At 40.4% G+C, this 16,037-nt stretch carries 16 protein-coding genes, 1 pseudogene and 1 riboswitch; of the genes and pseudogenes, 11 read left to right on the forward strand and 6 right to left on the reverse strand.

The window, feature by feature from the left end; all coding sequences use genetic code 11:
* The first annotated feature begins 27 nt into the window (after positions 1-27).
* Both E0E36_RS02240 and E0E36_RS02245 read left to right on the forward strand, forming a co-directional pair.
* A complete protein-coding gene (locus E0E36_RS02240; protein ID WP_013664695.1) occupies positions 28-1,965 on the forward strand; it encodes a fumarate reductase/succinate dehydrogenase flavoprotein subunit in 1,938 nt (645 codons plus the stop codon).
* A gap of 27 nt (positions 1,966-1,992) precedes the next feature.
* Positions 1,993-2,772: a succinate dehydrogenase/fumarate reductase iron-sulfur subunit gene (locus E0E36_RS02245; protein WP_013664694.1), complete on the forward strand. Its 780-nt coding sequence runs from the start codon at positions 1,993-1,995 to the stop codon at positions 2,770-2,772.
* 81 nt (positions 2,773-2,853) lie between these two features.
* Here the strand turns inward: E0E36_RS02245 and E0E36_RS02250 are convergent, their stop codons facing one another.
* Both E0E36_RS02250 and E0E36_RS02255 read right to left on the reverse strand, forming a co-directional pair.
* Positions 2,854-4,485: a M56 family metallopeptidase gene (locus tag E0E36_RS02250; RefSeq protein WP_130854574.1), complete on the reverse strand. Its 1,632-nt coding sequence runs from the start codon at positions 4,483-4,485 to the stop codon at positions 2,854-2,856.
* A 24-nt stretch (positions 4,486-4,509) separates the two neighbouring features.
* Positions 4,510-4,881: a BlaI/MecI/CopY family transcriptional regulator gene (locus E0E36_RS02255; RefSeq protein WP_130854575.1), complete on the reverse strand. Its 372-nt coding sequence runs from the start codon at positions 4,879-4,881 to the stop codon at positions 4,510-4,512.
* 621 nt (positions 4,882-5,502) lie between these two features.
* Between E0E36_RS02255 and E0E36_RS02260 the strand changes: the two genes are divergently transcribed.
* Together E0E36_RS02260 and E0E36_RS02265 are read left to right on the forward strand one after the other, a co-directional pair.
* Entirely contained in the window at positions 5,503-6,510 is a 1,008-nt protein-coding gene (locus tag E0E36_RS02260) for a sensor histidine kinase (protein WP_013664690.1), read from the forward strand.
* A 16-nt stretch (positions 6,511-6,526) separates the two neighbouring features.
* Entirely contained in the window at positions 6,527-7,252 is a 726-nt protein-coding gene (locus E0E36_RS02265; RefSeq protein ID WP_013664689.1) for a LytR/AlgR family response regulator transcription factor, read from the forward strand.
* Between the two features lie 4 nt (positions 7,253-7,256).
* On the opposite strand, the gene E0E36_RS02270 is transcribed toward E0E36_RS02265, so the two are convergent.
* Positions 7,257-8,999, reverse strand: coding sequence for a S41 family peptidase (locus tag E0E36_RS02270; RefSeq protein WP_130854576.1), 1,743 nt, complete (start codon positions 8,997-8,999; stop codon positions 7,257-7,259).
* 121 nt (positions 9,000-9,120) lie between these two features.
* Positions 9,121-9,336: a hypothetical protein gene (locus tag E0E36_RS02275; protein ID WP_013664687.1), complete on the reverse strand. Its 216-nt coding sequence runs from the start codon at positions 9,334-9,336 to the stop codon at positions 9,121-9,123.
* Between the two features lie 186 nt (positions 9,337-9,522).
* Here E0E36_RS02275 and E0E36_RS02280 point away from each other — a divergent pair, with 186 nt between their 5' ends.
* Positions 9,523-9,744, forward strand: a complete 222-nt coding sequence (locus tag E0E36_RS02280) for a hypothetical protein (protein ID WP_130854577.1) — start codon at positions 9,523-9,525, stop codon at positions 9,742-9,744.
* Positions 9,745-9,780: 36 nt separating this feature from the next.
* Positions 9,781-10,122 (forward strand): annotated as a pseudogene (locus E0E36_RS02285) (outer membrane beta-barrel protein); the annotation flags it as partial.
* Between the two features lie 38 nt (positions 10,123-10,160).
* On the opposite strand, the gene E0E36_RS02290 reads toward E0E36_RS02285, so the two are convergent.
* Positions 10,161-10,550, reverse strand: coding sequence for a group III truncated hemoglobin (locus E0E36_RS02290; protein ID WP_013664685.1), 390 nt, complete (start codon positions 10,548-10,550; stop codon positions 10,161-10,163).
* A 569-nt stretch (positions 10,551-11,119) separates the two neighbouring features.
* Here E0E36_RS02290 and E0E36_RS02295 point away from each other — a divergent pair.
* The 3 genes from E0E36_RS02295 to E0E36_RS02305 all read left to right on the forward strand — a co-directional run bounded on the left by E0E36_RS02295 (position 11,120) and on the right by E0E36_RS02305 (position 13,092).
* Positions 11,120-11,488, forward strand: coding sequence for a hypothetical protein (locus E0E36_RS02295; protein ID WP_041387158.1), 369 nt, complete (start codon positions 11,120-11,122; stop codon positions 11,486-11,488).
* Between the two features lie 17 nt (positions 11,489-11,505).
* Entirely contained in the window at positions 11,506-12,249 is a 744-nt protein-coding gene (locus E0E36_RS02300) for a peptidylprolyl isomerase (protein WP_130854579.1), read from the forward strand.
* A gap of 75 nt (positions 12,250-12,324) precedes the next feature.
* The gene (locus E0E36_RS02305; protein ID WP_013664681.1) at positions 12,325-13,092 is read left to right on the forward strand and encodes an exodeoxyribonuclease III; all 768 of its coding nucleotides are present in this window, start codon (positions 12,325-12,327) and stop codon (positions 13,090-13,092) included.
* Between the two features lie 32 nt (positions 13,093-13,124).
* Here the strand turns inward: E0E36_RS02305 and E0E36_RS02310 are convergent, their stop codons facing one another.
* Positions 13,125-13,550 (reverse strand): YybH family protein, encoded by a 426-nt coding sequence (locus E0E36_RS02310; protein WP_130854580.1) that lies wholly within the window; start codon positions 13,548-13,550, stop codon positions 13,125-13,127.
* 237 nt (positions 13,551-13,787) lie between these two features.
* Positions 13,788-13,882: riboswitch (TPP riboswitch) on the forward strand.
* A 45-nt stretch (positions 13,883-13,927) separates the two neighbouring features.
* Between E0E36_RS02310 and thiS the strand changes: the two genes are divergently transcribed.
* Both thiS and thiC read left to right on the forward strand, forming a co-directional pair.
* On the forward strand, positions 13,928-14,128 hold the full coding sequence (gene thiS, locus E0E36_RS02315) for a sulfur carrier protein ThiS (protein ID WP_130854581.1): 201 nt from the start codon (positions 13,928-13,930) through the stop codon (positions 14,126-14,128).
* Positions 14,129-14,166: 38 nt separating this feature from the next.
* The gene (gene thiC, locus E0E36_RS02320; RefSeq protein ID WP_130854582.1) at positions 14,167-16,035 is read left to right on the forward strand and encodes a phosphomethylpyrimidine synthase ThiC; all 1,869 of its coding nucleotides are present in this window, start codon (positions 14,167-14,169) and stop codon (positions 16,033-16,035) included.
* Positions 16,036-16,037 lie beyond the last annotated feature (2 nt).

Raw genomic sequence — 16,037 nt, forward strand, 5'->3', positions numbered from 1 at the left:
CGGAATTGTGATAAAAATAGAATAAAGATGATGTTAGATTCTAAAATACCAGAAGGCCCATTAGCCGAAAAATGGTCAAAACATAAATTCAATCTTAAGTTAGTTAACCCTGCTAATAAACGTAAGTTTACCATCATTGTAGTTGGAACAGGATTAGCAGGAGCTTCTGCTGCGGCATCGCTTGCCGAGCTAGGCTATAATGTAAAAACATTCTGTTATCAGGACAGCCCCCGTCGTGCGCACTCCATTGCCGCACAGGGCGGTATAAACGCTGCTAAAAATTATCAAAATGATGGCGATAGTGTATATCGCTTATTTTACGATACCATTAAAGGAGGCGATTATAGAGCCCGTGAAGCCAATGTATATCGCTTGGCTGAGGTTTCGGTCAATATAATCGACCAATGTGTAGCACAAGGCGTTCCATTTGCCCGGGAATACGGCGGCTTGTTAGACAACCGTTCTTTTGGTGGAGCACAGGTTTCCCGTACTTTTTATGCTCGCGGTCAAACGGGGCAACAACTTTTACTGGGCGCCTATTCTGCACTGAACCGCCAAATTAATGCCGGCAAAGTACAATCCTATACTCGTCATGAGATGTTGGACGTGGTAATGATTGACGGACATGCGAAAGGCATTGTTACCCGTGATTTAAAAACGGGTAAAATCGAGTCGCATGAAGGGCATGCGGTTCTATTGTGTACCGGCGGATATGGCAACGTTTTCTTCTTATCTACAAATGCCATGGGATGTAACGTAACTGCTGCCTGGAGAGCGCACAAACGTGGTGCTTTCTTTGCGAATCCTTGTTACACGCAGATTCACCCGACCTGTATTCCTGTAACTGGCGACCACCAATCGAAGTTAACTTTGATGTCCGAGTCATTACGTAATGACGGTAGAGTTTGGGTGCCTAAAACAGTTGAATTAGCAGAGAAGCTCAGAAAAGGACAGTTAAAGCCGTCGGACATTAAAGAGGACGATAGAGATTACTTCTTGGAGCGGAAATATCCGTCCTTCGGTAACCTGGTTCCCCGTGATGTGGCTTCCAGAAATGCTAAAATGATGTGCGATGAGGGAAGAGGCGTCGGCAAAACCGGACTAGCGGTATTTCTTGATTTTGCAGAGGCCATCCAACGGATGGGCGAAGATACGGTACGCGCTAAATACGGCAACCTCTTTGATATGTACTATCAGATTACGGATGAAAATCCATACAAACAACCTATGCGTATTTATCCGGCTGTACACTACACCATGGGGGGATTATGGGTTGACTATAATCTGATGACCAGTATCCCTGGTCTATATGCTTTGGGTGAATGTAATTTCTCTGACCACGGAGCAAACCGGTTGGGTGCTTCTGCACTCATGCAGGGTTTGGCCGATGGTTACTTTGTAATTCCATATACTGTAGGTGATTACCTAACCAGCTTGGGAAGCTTTGCTCCGGTTGACAAAAATCATCCTGCTTTTGAAACTACCCGGAAAGAAGTAGAAGAGAAGGTCAAAAAACTTCTTAGCCTTAAGGGATCGAAAACCGTAGATGACATTCATAAGAAGCTTGGCCACATTATGTGGGAATACTGCGGTATGGCTAGAAATGAAGAAGGGTTGAAAAAAGCAAAAGTAATGATTCAAGAACTTCGAAAGGAATTTTGGAGTGATGTCACCGTCTTAGGAGAGAACGAAGAGCTAAATCTGTCATTGGAAAAAGCCGGTCGCGTAGCCGATTTCTTAGAACTTGGCGAATTAATGGTTGATGATGCCTTAAATCGCAGTGAATCTTGCGGCGGCCATTTCCGCGAGGAAAGCGCTACCCCGGAAGGTGAAGCAAAGCGGGACGATGACAATTTCGCTTATGTAGCAGCATGGCAGTATAACGGTGATAATCAACCGGAAACACTTCACAAAGAAGCACTCGTATTTGAGAATGTGAAGTTGACCCAAAGAAGTTATAAATAATTTAACCACTCAAATATATAAAGCATCATGAGTGAAGAAAGAACAATGAATTTAACGCTAAAAGTTTGGCGTCAAAAAAATGAAAATACAAAAGGTAAATTTGTTACAATACAAGCAAATGGTATTTCCTCGGATATGTCATTTTTAGAAATGCTTGATGTTGTAAACGAAGACCTGACAAGAAAGGGAGAAGATCCCATATATTTTGATCACGATTGCCGTGAAGGTATCTGCGGCATGTGTTCGCTGCATATTAACGGGCAGCCACATGGTCCTAAGCAAGGAACAACCACCTGTCAATTACATATGCGCAGCTTCCACGATGGACAAACTATCGTCATTGAACCTTGGAGAGCTGCGGCTTTTCCGGTAATCAAGGACTTAGCGGTTGACCGTACGGCTTTTGACCGCATTCAACAGGCAGGTGGATATGTATCCGTGAACACCGGTGGCGTTCCTGACGGAAACGCTATTCCAATTCCCAAACCAAAGGCGGATGAAGCTTTTGAATCAGCTACCTGTATTGGATGTGGAGCATGCGTCGCGGCTTGTAAGAATGCCTCTGCCATGTTATTTGTTTCGGCGAAAATATCACAATATGCACTATTGCCGCAAGGACAGGCAGAACGTTACCAAAGAGCACAGGCTATGGTAGAGCAAATGGATAAAGAAGGTTTTGGTGCCTGTACCGTTACAAAGGCTTGTGAAGCAGAATGTCCGGTGGGCATTAAGTTGACAAATATTGCGAGAATGAATAGAGATTACTTTAATGCGAAGTTCTTTAAAGAAAAAACTGCTCATTCATAAAACCGTTTTACACTAACTAAGCAAAAAAAGCGGTTCCTCTTTTGGAGGATACCGCTTTTTTCATTCTATTAGTTTAGATTATTAAAGACTTGAAGCTTTCTGCTTAGATGTTTCGTTTTGTTTCTGAGTAGCTAAATTTAATCGGATTGGAAGATTATACATAACTCGAACAGCCTGCCCGTTTTTCTGCCCGGGGGACCATTTGGGTGAGTGACTTAACAAATCGAGAGCAGCTTGCCCTGTTCCATAACCCAAATCTTCAACTACTTTAATATTATTCAAACTTCCGTCTTTTTCTATTATATACGACACTAAAACCGTCCCTGAAATACCTTTCTCTTTCGCTTCCATAGAGTACTTAAAATTCTCTCCGATCCACTTGTAAAAGGCATTTATCCCACCCGGAAAAGTTGGCTGCACATCTAAATCATTAAAATCAGCAATATTTTCCCAGGTACTGTCTTGCTGGTTACTCAATAATTTATTTTTATTAGTAGAAGAACCGTAACCAACAATAATAATTTCTTCTAGGTTTTCATATCCCACCAACTTAGTCGAAGAATATTTCCCCTTAGATTGACTATTTCCTTCCTTACCATCATATTCCATTCTAAAACTCACACGAAGTATATTCTTTCCTGTCGGCGTTTCATTCATTACCGCTGGCAATTTCAATACACGCAAAACCTCCATCTCCTGTCCATAGCCTATCGTATTCAGAACCTTCGCTTCGATCGAACTATTATTCTTTTCGAAGGCAATTTCTACACTTCCTTCTGCATTATTGGTTTTAGCTTCTGGTAAATACCTTATATTACTGCCAACTAACTTGTAAAAGTTACCTCCCACTGGAGCTCCAAGAGCAAAGTCGGTTAAACGCTTGGTCTTATCACTCACTTTTGCTGATGAAAATATTAACATAGCAGCAAACAATGGCACAGCCAAAACATATTTTAGCAATGCGGGTCTTTTTGATTTGTCTTTTAAAAGCATAACAATCCTATTTTTTATAAACGATTGATTCAAAAAATTATTCGTTAAGACGGATGATGATACCGAAAAGGTACGGCTAATCAGCAACTCGGCATAAGCAATTTTATCTGCGTGACTCGCATTTATTTTTTCGTCAGCAATATACTCATGTGTCAACTTGAGTGAACTTGCCAAAAAATAAATTACAGGGTTAAACCAATTGAAAATTTTAATCAACTCAACGAAGAGCACGTCCAGCGTATGCCACTCCTGCACATGTACTAACTCGTGCGCCATCACTTTCGCGCTGCCCTCCTGCTTCGTATCTACCTTAATGGTACGCATGAAAGAATAGGCGTCTCCACGATTGTTTGCCTGCAATCGCTTTATTAATCGTCTCGTTTTCCTGATAAGCAGCAGTCCTTGCGCCAGTACACCTCCCATATACAAGTAAATCCATAGAGGTATATTTATCCCTCTAAAAGGGCTAGCTGTATCCCGACTTACTCCTATATCAACGGTTACTGCATCTAAACTTGATCTAGCAACAAAAACCGTTGATGATCCAAAAGCGTTCTGTAACCACTCCAAGTGAACCATTGGCAGAATAAACGATAAGGCGGTGGTCGCCACCAAATAAATTCTATTCAACTGAAAAAATGTCTCTCTCGCTAGGAAAAACCTATAAAAGCCGTAAAACAGGGTTAAATAGATGTTGGCTATAATCAGATAGTTCATCATAATTAGTATTATAAGGTGTACACTTTACTTCTTTTTCGCTTTTTCCAGCAGTCTTAATAGCTCATCCGTTTCCTTTACATCCAGCTTATGCTCTTGTAAAAAAAACGACAGCATACTGCGAGGTGAATTATCAAAATACCCAGATAACAATTTGCCCGTCGCAAACTCTTTATAGGCATCCTTGCTCACCTTGGCAAAGTAACGGTGACTTTTCCCAAAACTTTCATGATCAACAAAACCTTTGGCTTCAAGAATGCGAATGATTGTAGATACGGTATTGTATGCAGGTTTGGGTTCGTCCATTTGCTCAATGATATCCTTCACAAAAGCTTTACCCAGCTTCCAAAGCTCTTGCATAACCTGCTCTTCAGCGCGTGTTAATTCTTTGATTTCCATATATTTTCCGGTTAATAACACAAACTTAAAACTAAATATTTAGTTTTACAACTATTTTCTTAGTTATTTTAAAATAAAAAAAAACGCCCTATTAAATGGGCGTCCATAAAAATATATGATGGGGAAAATCTTACAACCTTTTCTCCTTAAAAAACAGTTCCGCTATCTTAACCGAATCAGAAAAGAAGAGCCCTCACGTTTAAATATTTAGGGATCGTAACAAAGGAGGCATTTAAATCTGCGGATCTTTGTATGACTTCTGTATTGACATGCGTACATATCACCAAAGCTGCTATTAATATCGGTATCAATAACAGCAAGAATGGAGAAATATTCGATAAAAGCGTTTTCATATTTTTAGGAGTTAAGGTGTTCATTTTTTTTCTTAATTATTATGATACAAATAAACGAGTGTTTTCTTTTTTAATAAAGTTTTTTAGACTAACGCTTTATATTTCTAGACAAACAGGAGATTCATTACATCGGCTGTATTAGCAAGTTCATCGCTTAAGCGGGGCCGTTAGTATATCAAGAGTACCTAAATTGCCACATAAAAGATATATTTGTTACCTTGTAAGCAGCTATAAAAGCATAATATAAAAATAAGAGCGCTTAGCCTACATGAAGAGAAGTCACATCCTTTACCATATACTCGTTTGGCTTATTTTAGCCACCCTATTATTTTTGGCAAATGACAATAAGAACAGTCTTCCGCATTTAATCTTTTACAGTCTGTTCACGGTATTTAATGTTGGAATCTTTTATTTTACTTATTTCTTTACTGCCTCTTATTTTATTGGAAACAAGCGTTACCTTTCGGGCTTTATTATCTCCACTTGCTGCTTATTTGTTTGCGCGCTCATTAAGTTGACAATCGCCGTCTATAATGAACCTATTCTTATGCGTTACGGTGACCATATGGAACGAACCTTAACCAAAGCAGAATACTTTACTTCAGCCATTATAATCACCCTGTTTTTTATGCTACTAGGTTATGCCTTTCGGCTGGCGACAAATTCCTATCAAATGGAACAGGCAAGGAAAACACTAGAAACGGAAAAACTGAACGCAGAGCTGGCTTTTTTAAAGACGCAGATTAACCCACACTTTCTTTTCAACTCGCTCAATAATATTTATTCACTTGCCTACCAAAAATCAGATAAAGCACCGGAAGCCATATTGAGATTATCCGAAATTATGCGTTATATGCTATATGAAAGCAATGACGAGAAGGTGTCCTTAGAAGAAGAGATAAATTACCTGGAAAATTATATAGAACTCCAAAAACTTCGGGTTAAGGAACAAGTGTATCTGGATCTTCATATCAACATCGACAATTATCAGCACCGCATCATGCCGCTGTTAGTAATTTCCTTTCTTGAAAATGTTTTCAAGCATGGCGTTGCAACAGACAAGGAACATCCGATTAGAATCACCGTTGAAGTTCAGAATAGTCGCCTGCACTTCAAAGCGCAGAACAAGAAGAACAAGCTAAATAAAGATAAGTCCGGAGGAATTGGCCTGACCAATCTAAAAAGGCGGTTGGAGCTTGGGTATCCCGACAAGCATAGCTTCATTGTACACGATAACGAAGATTATTACAGCAGCGAATTATTTGTATATTTATAAAGCAAATTCATAAACCATGATACGATGTTTAGTAGTTGATGACGAACCTTTGGCATTAGATATTATAGCAGATTATATTCAAAAAGTACCGGAGCTTACCTTATCAGCAACAACCACCAATGCCATCGAGGGTTTAGGCTTGGTACAACAAGGGGCAATTGATCTGGTCTTCCTGGACATACAAATGCCGGAATTAACCGGCATCCAATTTTTAAAAATCATAAATGGAAAATGTGATGTAATTCTCACCACGGCTTACCCTCAATATGCGCTCGAAGGCTACGAGCTGAACGTCACTGACTATTTACTAAAACCCATTGCCTTTGATAGGTTTTATAAATCCATTCAGAAAGTCATTAGTCAAAAGATTCATTTTTCTCCAAAAAACTCCTCGGTTGATCAATCACAGAATCATAATAAAAACAGTGAGTTTATATTCGTAAAAACAGAGCATAAGATTCAACGTGTCGACTATGATGACATTTATTACATCGAAGGGCTCAAAGATTATATCTCGATTTATACTTCCAGTGAACGGATAATAACCCTTCAAAATATGAAAAAGATGGAAGAAACGCTTCCCGAGGAGCGATTCGTCCGCGTTCATAAGTCATACATCGTAGCTTTGGAAAAAATTGAGAGTATAGAACGTGGCCGGATCTCGTTAAAAGAAAAGTTGATTCCAATAGGAGATACCTACCGGGATTCCTTCTTTAAACGCATCGGCGAAAAACATGGTTAAAAGTTCAATTATTCAAGGGCTCCGCAGAGGCTAGGTGGACCTTCGGCTTTCCAATAATATGATAGTTACCTTTTCCCGAAAGCACGTTATTATAAACCAACATATCGGTCGCGGCTAAGATCTGTTGAGCCTTTTTTGTAGCGTCGTCTTTCGTTAATGCTACACGATACCTACCTTTCTGAAAATAGTACCGCGACGCAATCTCTTCTTCAAGCTGTCCCTTTATATATTCTTTATAAAGTACTAAGTCTCGATTTTTGTGCGACCTTATCTTTTGCGCAAGGACTTTCAATTCGTCTGCAACCTGCTCGCTCCGACTTTCCTTTTCCAGCTCTGACCGCAAGTATTGAAGAGCCTTTTCCGAACGTGTACTGTAGGTGAAATTATGGGCCGATAGATACGTCAAAAAGTCGCTATAATCTTCATCCGACAGCCGAAACGACTGAAGGTCTTTTAGCGAACTATGTTTATGATAATACTGATTGGCATAACCGGAAATTAAAAATTTATTTTTCAACTCCTGTACAATCATACTTTGGGCTTGTTCATTTATTTCAATATCAGGCGATATACCGTCACCATTATATACTTTTCTTCCATTTACCGTACTAAACTCCGTGATTAAACTATCATTAATCTTTATCGCCTTGCCCCGGTTATCCTTGTGCGCATAGTCGAGCGCTTGAATGCATCTGCCTGAGGGTGTATAATACTTTGCTACCGTTACTTTTACTAAATTATTATAAGGCAAACGATAGGTTTGTTGCACGAGTCCTTTCCCGAAACTCTTTTTTCCTATAACTACCGCACGATCCAAATCTTGCAACGCACCCGCCACTATTTCAGAGGCAGAAGCCGAGCGCTCATTGATCAATACAACTAAAGGTAATTGAAGGGCTAAAGGAGCTTGCTTCGTGATATAAGTAAATCGGTTATCCCCTTGTCTTCCTTGTTGAAAAACTACTTCCTGTCCTTGCCGAACAAAAAAATTTACAATCTTCACCGATTCCTGCAGTATTCCCCCTCCGTTATCACGTAAATCCAGCACAAGCCCCTTTAATGGAGCTGTTCGCCTCATTTCAAGAATCGCTTTGCGAACTTCATCCGCAGCGCCGGTTAGGAACTTATCCAGTTTTATATAACCTATATTTCCGGGCAGTGTAGTCGAATAGCTCACATTAGGCTGTATGATGTTCTGACGGGTAACTTTGATATTTTCCAGGGTTCCGGTCAGGTTCTTTTTGATGCCCAGTTCAATTACGGTCCCTTCTTCCCCCTTTAATAGATGACTAACATCTTCCGAAGTCATTCCTTTAACCGCCTGGCCGTTGATACGTATAATTTCGTCTCCCACCTCCAACCCTGCTTTATGGGCAGGATAGGCCTCAAATATTTCGGCAATTTGAATACTTTTATCTTCTAAACTTACAATCTTGGCACCCAATCCTGCATATTGTGTGTTTATATACCTAAGACGAAAATCATCTAAATCTGATTCAGGCACGAATTCGGTGTAGGGATCCAATTCTTCCAGCATGGCATTGATTCCCTTTTTCATTAAGAGATTTGGATTTACATCCTCGACATAAGTCATACTGACTTGTCGGTAAAGAGCTGAGAAGATCTCAAGATTTTTTCCAATCTCAAAGAAATCATCTTTAACGAACGTGAAAGCCATGAACAAGACTCCAACTACAAGTCCTACTAACAGCTTAACGATGTGACTACGTTTGGTTAATCTTTTCATCAGCTTGCATTTTATTGATAGAGGATCAATGCCCAAAAATCAAGCTCTTGAGGCATTACTATAAGCATAATCTGTACAAAGAATCTGACGTAGATTGGCGGGTAATAACTCACGAACTATACTAAAGCCTATTGCTCGATAAATCCGCTAGCCCCTTCTTTAATGTAAACAAGATATATTCCGGTTTTCTTTTCACCCGTGTTGACAACCTATTGACGAGATCTTCTTCTTGCCCCGCCCGATAGTCAAGGTCCTCGTCAGTCAGGTGATTATATTTTCGCTTAATCTTTTCCCGGAGAACCTTCCAATCAGCTTCATTTAACGTAAAAGACATCATATATTCTGGTTTTAAACAAACTTAAAACAAAATTTCACTAAATCAAACAGGTAACACATATATCCGGGCCTGTAACCCTCAAAAAACGATTTTAGGCTCGAAATTTGTGGAATCAGGTATCGGTATAGTTAACAGATGCTAAAACTTTACCATACATGCTATTAACAATTAAAAACGAGTATGAACATGAAAAAAACACTTTTATCTATTTGTATACTGATTAGTACAGTGACAATTGCTTCGGCTCAATTACTTCCTACTTTTCAGCTTGGTATTAAAGGAGGGTTAAATTTTTCTTCCTTAAGAACAGACGGGAACTGGTTTGACAAAAGCAGCCGCACCGGTTATCAAGCGGGCCTTTGGGCGCGTATTGGCGGCGCAGGCTTTCATTTTCAACCGGAGCTTTAAGTAACAGGAAAAAATGCGGAGGCAAAGGTAAATGAAGGGGACGCTGAAGTAAAAATGGATTTTACAAGCTTAGATTTACCCCTATTACTAGGTACTCGAATCGGACTAGGCCCCATCGCTGCCCGTGTACAAGTAGGTCCGGTAGTCTCCTTTATAATTGATAAAGACAATTCGGTTTTTGACAGATTAGGCGAGGTTGGTAAAACCGGATCTTATAAAAACCAAGCGATTGCTCTAACCGGTGGTGTAGGTGTAGACATCATGCGGCTTAGAGCTGATTTGCGCTACGAACATGGCTTAAGTAACTTAACTAAAGATGGTGCAGAATCGCAAAAAATAAACGTATGGACTATCGGTATTGGCTATAGGTTATTTTAATTTTAGCAAAAAAGAGCAGTGTCTCTCCGCACTGCTCTTTACTTCTTATTTTCAGGAGGGTATACACCTAGTTTGGTTTGCATAATAATAGCAATACTGTTCGCTCTGAATTTCGCTTCTTCTGCACGTTCGCCACTAAACAACTCGTTTACGGTATTTTCCCATATATCAAGCCATCTATCAAAATGGGCTGGTTTAAACGCGGAAAGATAATTTAAGTTCATATGCTTAAAAAGCATCCCCCCTTTATAGGCTCCTGTTTGAAATAAAATATTTTCCCAGAAAGATACAATCGTGGGAATATGTTCATCCCAATTTATCGGAACTACCGAAGTAAAATAATGCCCTATTAGCGTATCTTTTGTAGCTCGCTCATAAAATAAGCGAACTAAGTGTTCAATATCCCGTCTATCCTGTATATCATTCATTTCTCTATCTCATAAGCGCTGGTTAAACTAGCTAGACAAAGATACGCATAATAAAAAAAGGCCACCAAGAATATGGTAGCCTTCCGTCAGATACTAAAACAAACAGTACATACTTCTAAAGTACTTTACCGTTATCTTAACTTTACTATTTTGATTTGGTATCTCAAAAGCAAAGTCATTTGTATATTTAAACCTTTGATAGGTTTCACAAATTGTCAATTTAATTGTCTATTGAGGCCTCCCCCGATGGACATTAACAATGACTTTCATACGCTCTCTTATCTTGCTGTGCCATTGTTTCACTATTCTGTATAGAAATAGCGTGCCAAAAAAAGAAAGGGGCCGCAATGCACCTAAGAGTTCATTTTTCTATCGCTCATCTTCGCCATAGGCACACAAAGTGTGGAAAAAAATCCACATTTTGGTAATTGAATTTCGGGTGACGCGTAACATCGGTTATCGAAAAATCCTGCGATGATTTAAAGTCGCTTCTTAAGGCCCGTATTATTTAGCATTAATACGGAACCATTCCTGCATTCATACCGTCGTATATGTTATCTTTGCAATATATGAATGCATCAGAAATAAACAATCGCTGGCGTGTATTGCAAAAATATACGGCCGATCATTTTGATACAGAGGTTCCCGATATAAAAGTTTTTTTGTTTCTAATAGGCGTACAGGAGCTGGGTAAGGGACCACAAAAATTCTCCAAAAGGCAGAAGGAAGAATTAATGCATATTGCAACCTGCCGATTATTTAGCGAAATGGGTTTCTATGAACTGGAAGGCGTCGACCAAGATGGGTGGCCACATTGGAAATTGATTAAGTCAATTCCCAATTACACCCTTTTAGAACAGGAACTCATTCTAAAGTCGCTCATTATTGATTATTTTGAAGAACATATCCCAAACTCTACAAATACTAAAACGCTATAATCTATCCGCTATTCTATATGAAGAAAACAGTTCTCTTCTTGTCTTTATCACTTCTTAGCTTATTTACATTCGCTGCAAAACCTGAATATACCTATGCGCGTATTTCAGTAAATGGCACAGCATGCATTGTAAGGCTCTATAATGAAACCCCTAAGCACCGCGATAACTTCATTAAGCTTGTAAAAGAAGGCTTCTATAATGGTACTCTTTTCCATCGGGTAATAAAAGACTTCATGATTCAAGGAGGTGATCCCGATTCTAAAAATGCACCACAAGGGACGCTTTTGGGAGAAGGAGACCTGGATTATAAAATTCCGGCAGAGTTCAATGATAGTCTCTTTCATAAGAAAGGGGCTCTTGCCGCCGCTCGAGATAATAACCCCGACAAATCATCCAGTGCAGCACAATTTTACCTCGTCCAAGGTAAAAAGTACAGTCCTAAAGAACTGGACCGTTTAGAGCAGTTGAAACTGGAAGGTCGGAAAATCCCACCCTACCAACGTAATGTTTATGAGACAATAGGAGGGACTCCCTTTCTTGATCATAACTATACCGTTTTTGGCGAAACCGTAAAGGGCTTGTCTTTAATTGATAGCATAGCTGCATTGCCCACAGACAGCAATGACCGACCACTCCAAAACGTTACGATGGAGGTGAGCATTCTTACCCCTTTGGCAACCAGAAAATTGGAAGCAGAGCTGAAGGGAGTGCCGTATAAGCCAAACATTTTCAGACGATTTTTAGATTTGTTCGCAAAATAACAGCGATTCTTATCGAATAAGATCGCCTAATTTCCGGTACATTACAAGACAGAACAAAAGAACTACTCTAGATTGATGAAAATAATAACGTATAACGTCAACGGTATTCGTGCCGCCATGCGTAAGGATTGGATAAATTGGTTAAAAGAATCGGACGCGGATATCGTTTGTCTGCAAGAGATTAAAGCTTCACCCGATCAGCTTATTGATTTATTATTGATCGAAGGACTTGGTTATGAACATTACTGGTTCCCTGCAGAGAAAAAGGGTTATAGTGGAACAGCCATTTTAACAAAACGTAGTCCGAAACATGTTGAATATGGTTGTGGCATTGAGGCCTATGACAAGGAAGGAAGGATCATCCGTGCAGATTTTGAAGAATTGTCCATAATAAGTGCTTATTTTCCATCCGGCTCTAGCGGCGATGCCCGACAAGATTTTAAGTATCAATTTCTGGACGATTTTCGCCGTTATAGCGATAAATTGTTAACAGAGTTCCCCAGCCTTGTCATTTCCGGCGACTATAATATTTGTCATCGCGCAATAGACATCCACAATCCCAAATCAAATGCCAATAGTTCCGGCTTCTTACCCGAAGAACGGGCTTGGATGGAAAGCTTCATTAATAGCGGGTATATAGACACCTTTAGACACCTCCATCCGGAGCCTCATCAATACACCTGGTGGAGCTATCGTGCAAATGCACGGGCTAAAAATCTCGGTTGGCGAATTGATTACAACATGGCCAGCCGCGCTTTAGAAGGCCGTATCAAACAGGCTGCTATTTTAACAGATGCGCTACATTCCGATCACTGCCCCGTATTTTTGGAATTAGATTGCTAAAAAATCGTTCTGTCGTTCATTAATGACAGCCTTTAACTGGTATGATCAGCAACGATTAACCATTTACCTCCTATTTTTTTAAATAGGAGCGTAAAGGTACCTCCAAGATCATCGTTCAGCCGTTTTAAATGCCATTTACCCAATACGAAATAGCTCGTTGGAGATAAGCGGTCAAACCGCAAAAGATTAAAAGCTAATGTTCCCATGGCGTTCCGGTCCGGATAAGTTTTCTTATATCTGTCAAAGGCTCCTTGCCAGCCATAAATAGGTCCCGCCTTGCTAACAAAAAGCAAGCTATCGCTTTTCCAATAGCCCTCCATAAACCGTGGGATATCTCCAACATTCCACGCCTGTTCTTGCCTCTGCAATACGTTTTTAATGGCCGATACCTCCTTTTCTTGTGCGAACAGGCCTGCTGATAGGGAGATCAGTACTAGAAAAAATAAACTTTTTTTCATCCTATTATTGTCTTTTATTCATTTTTTGCTTGTTTTTATGCTGCATTCGGCGGTTAATGGCTAATAAACCGGGATGTAAATAATTTTTTTTAAACGGGAACGCTTCATATCAAGCGTTTTCCGGTGCTCAATATAGATATTACTGCTGAATGTTTATAATAACGCCTTAAGAAGAATTTTCCAACAAATAAACCAAAGGGATTTCTATTCTTTAAAAAATATTTTATACTTTTGAAACAAAAGCTTTAGGGGTGTCCCATTATTGGGGCTGAGAGTTACCCTCACAACCTGCTCAGGATAATGCCTGCGAAGGGAAAAGTAGACAAGTCTTCTCATACCGTTCCGGTTGACTTCTAAAGCATCAAATTTTTTGCAATATGGAAGTCAACATTAATCATCAGACATTTTTTGTAAATGGCCAGCATCTTATCGCTGCCTTGGAGAGTTATGGACTAACGCAAACAAAAGGTGTTGCCATTGCCGTAAATGAGCACGTTGTTCCCAAGTCTAGTTGGGAAAGCTTTCAGATCCATCCGGGAGATCATATAACGATCATTACCGCAGCACAAGGCGGATAACGCGTTTACAAGAAAAATTACCCATAAAATCTTTTCAAATGAAAACAGAAAAACTGCCTTCGGCGCAAACTATCAGCAGAACTCCTTTTCCAGGTTCCAGAAAAATCTATGTGCAAGGCGCTTTGCATAATGTTCAGGTGCCAATGCGCGAAATATCATTGAGCGTAACGACCGATCGCTTTCGGAATATAACAGAAGAAAACCGCCCTGTCACCGTTTACGATACAAGCGGGCCTTATACCGATCCGAATGTAGCTATTAATGTGCGACAAGGTTTACCGAAATTAAGGAATCCCTGGATTGAAGAGCGAGGTGACACCGTTCGACTGAACGACATTAGCTCGGCATATGGCAAATCCCGACTGAGTAACCCAGCGCTTGATTATTTACGTTTTGAGCATTCGACATCCCCCAGAAGGGCTAAGGATGGAGCGAATGTCTCTCAAATGCATTATGCCAAAAAAGGTATGATAACCCCTGAAATGGAATTTATAGCCGTACGTGAAAACATGCGCCTGGAAGAACTTTATGAGAAGGACAATAGTTTATGGCAACAGCACAAAGGGCAGAATTTTGGCGCACATATATACCAGGGATTTATAACACCGGAGTTTGTTCGGTCGGAGATCGCGCGCGGACGGGCGGTCTTACCAAATAATATTAATCATCCTGAAACCGAGCCCATGATTATCGGTCGGAATTTTTTGGTTAAGATCAATGCGAATATAGGCAACTCAGCCGTAACATCCAGCATCGAAGAAGAAGTAGAAAAAATGGTTTGGGCTATTCGATGGGGCGCTGATACGGTAATGGATTTATCAACCGGTAAGAATATACACGAGACCCGTGAATGGATTATTCGAAATTCGCCTGTGCCTATTGGAACGGTGCCTATTTACCAAGCGCTTGAAAAAGTAAATGGCAAGGCGGAGGAATTAACTTGGGAGCTTTTTAAAGACACTTTAATTGAACAGGCGGAACAAGGTGTTGACTACTTTACCATTCATGCGGGTGTGCGTCTTCCCTATGTACCTTTAACGGCCAAGCGGACAACAGGCATTGTTTCACGTGGAGGATCCATTATGGCTAAATGGTGTTTAGCCCACCATCAGGAAAATTTCCTTTACACGCATTTTGAAGAGATCTGCGAAATCATGAAAGCCTACGATGTTTGCTTCTCGCTGGGCGACGGTTTACGTCCCGGGTCTATAGCAGATGCCAATGATGCGGCACAATTTGCCGAATTGGAAACATTAGGAGAATTAACACAAATCGCATGGAAACATGACGTTCAAACCATGATCGAAGGCCCGGGCCATGTGCCCATGCACATGATTAAAGAAAATATGGATAAACAGTTAAGGGAATGCGGCGAGGCCCCTTTTTATACCCTTGGCCCGCTTACAACAGATATAGCACCCGGATACGACCATATTACATCGGGTATTGGAGCAGCTATGATCGGCTGGTTTGGCACTTCGATGCTCTGTTATGTAACCCCGAAAGAGCACTTAGGACTGCCTAATAAAAAGGACGTAAAAGACGGTGTTATCACCTACAAAATTGCTGCTCATGCCGCAGATCTTGCAAAAGGTCATCCCGGAGCACAGTATCGCGACAATGCCATGAGCAAGGCCCGTTTCGAATTTAGGTGGGAAGACCAGTTCAATCTTGCGCTTGACCCGGATACTGCAAGGGAATATCATGATGAAACCTTGCCGGCGGAAGGTGCTAAAACAGCACATTTTTGCAGTATGTGCGGCCCAAATTTTTGCAGCATGAAAATCACACAAGATGTTAGGCAATTTGCTGCAGAACAGGGAATAAACCCGGAAGAGGCGCTTGATAAAGGGCTCCATGAAAAAGCAAAGGAGTTTCGCCAAAATAACTTTGAACTTTATTCTTGACA

The organism is Olivibacter jilunii (genome assembly GCF_900607235.1).
GTDB lineage: Bacteria > Bacteroidota > Bacteroidia > Sphingobacteriales > Sphingobacteriaceae > Olivibacter > Olivibacter oleidegradans.

Coding starts and splice junctions, on each gene's coding strand:
- E0E36_RS02240 (WP_013664695.1), top strand. CDS start 28: ATGATGTTAGATTCTAAAATACCAGAAGGCCCATTAGCCGAAAAATGG.
- E0E36_RS02245 (WP_013664694.1), top strand. CDS start 1,993: ATGAGTGAAGAAAGAACAATGAATTTAACGCTAAAAGTTTGGCGTCAA.
- E0E36_RS02250 (WP_130854574.1), bottom strand. CDS start 4,485: ATGATGAACTATCTGATTATAGCCAACATCTATTTAACCCTGTTTTAC.
- E0E36_RS02255 (WP_130854575.1), bottom strand. CDS start 4,881: ATGGAAATCAAAGAATTAACACGCGCTGAAGAGCAGGTTATGCAAGAG.
- E0E36_RS02260 (WP_013664690.1), top strand. CDS start 5,503: ATGAAGAGAAGTCACATCCTTTACCATATACTCGTTTGGCTTATTTTA.
- E0E36_RS02265 (WP_013664689.1), top strand. CDS start 6,527: ATGATACGATGTTTAGTAGTTGATGACGAACCTTTGGCATTAGATATT.
- E0E36_RS02270 (WP_130854576.1), bottom strand. CDS start 8,999: ATGAAAAGATTAACCAAACGTAGTCACATCGTTAAGCTGTTAGTAGGA.
- E0E36_RS02275 (WP_013664687.1), bottom strand. CDS start 9,336: ATGATGTCTTTTACGTTAAATGAAGCTGATTGGAAGGTTCTCCGGGAA.
- E0E36_RS02280 (WP_130854577.1), top strand. CDS start 9,523: ATGAAAAAAACACTTTTATCTATTTGTATACTGATTAGTACAGTGACA.
- E0E36_RS02290 (WP_013664685.1), bottom strand. CDS start 10,550: ATGAATGATATACAGGATAGACGGGATATTGAACACTTAGTTCGCTTA.
- E0E36_RS02295 (WP_041387158.1), top strand. CDS start 11,120: ATGAATGCATCAGAAATAAACAATCGCTGGCGTGTATTGCAAAAATAT.
- E0E36_RS02300 (WP_130854579.1), top strand. CDS start 11,506: ATGAAGAAAACAGTTCTCTTCTTGTCTTTATCACTTCTTAGCTTATTT.
- E0E36_RS02305 (WP_013664681.1), top strand. CDS start 12,325: ATGAAAATAATAACGTATAACGTCAACGGTATTCGTGCCGCCATGCGT.
- E0E36_RS02310 (WP_130854580.1), bottom strand. CDS start 13,550: ATGAAAAAAAGTTTATTTTTTCTAGTACTGATCTCCCTATCAGCAGGC.
- thiS (WP_130854581.1), top strand. CDS start 13,928: ATGGAAGTCAACATTAATCATCAGACATTTTTTGTAAATGGCCAGCAT.
- thiC (WP_130854582.1), top strand. CDS start 14,167: ATGAAAACAGAAAAACTGCCTTCGGCGCAAACTATCAGCAGAACTCCT.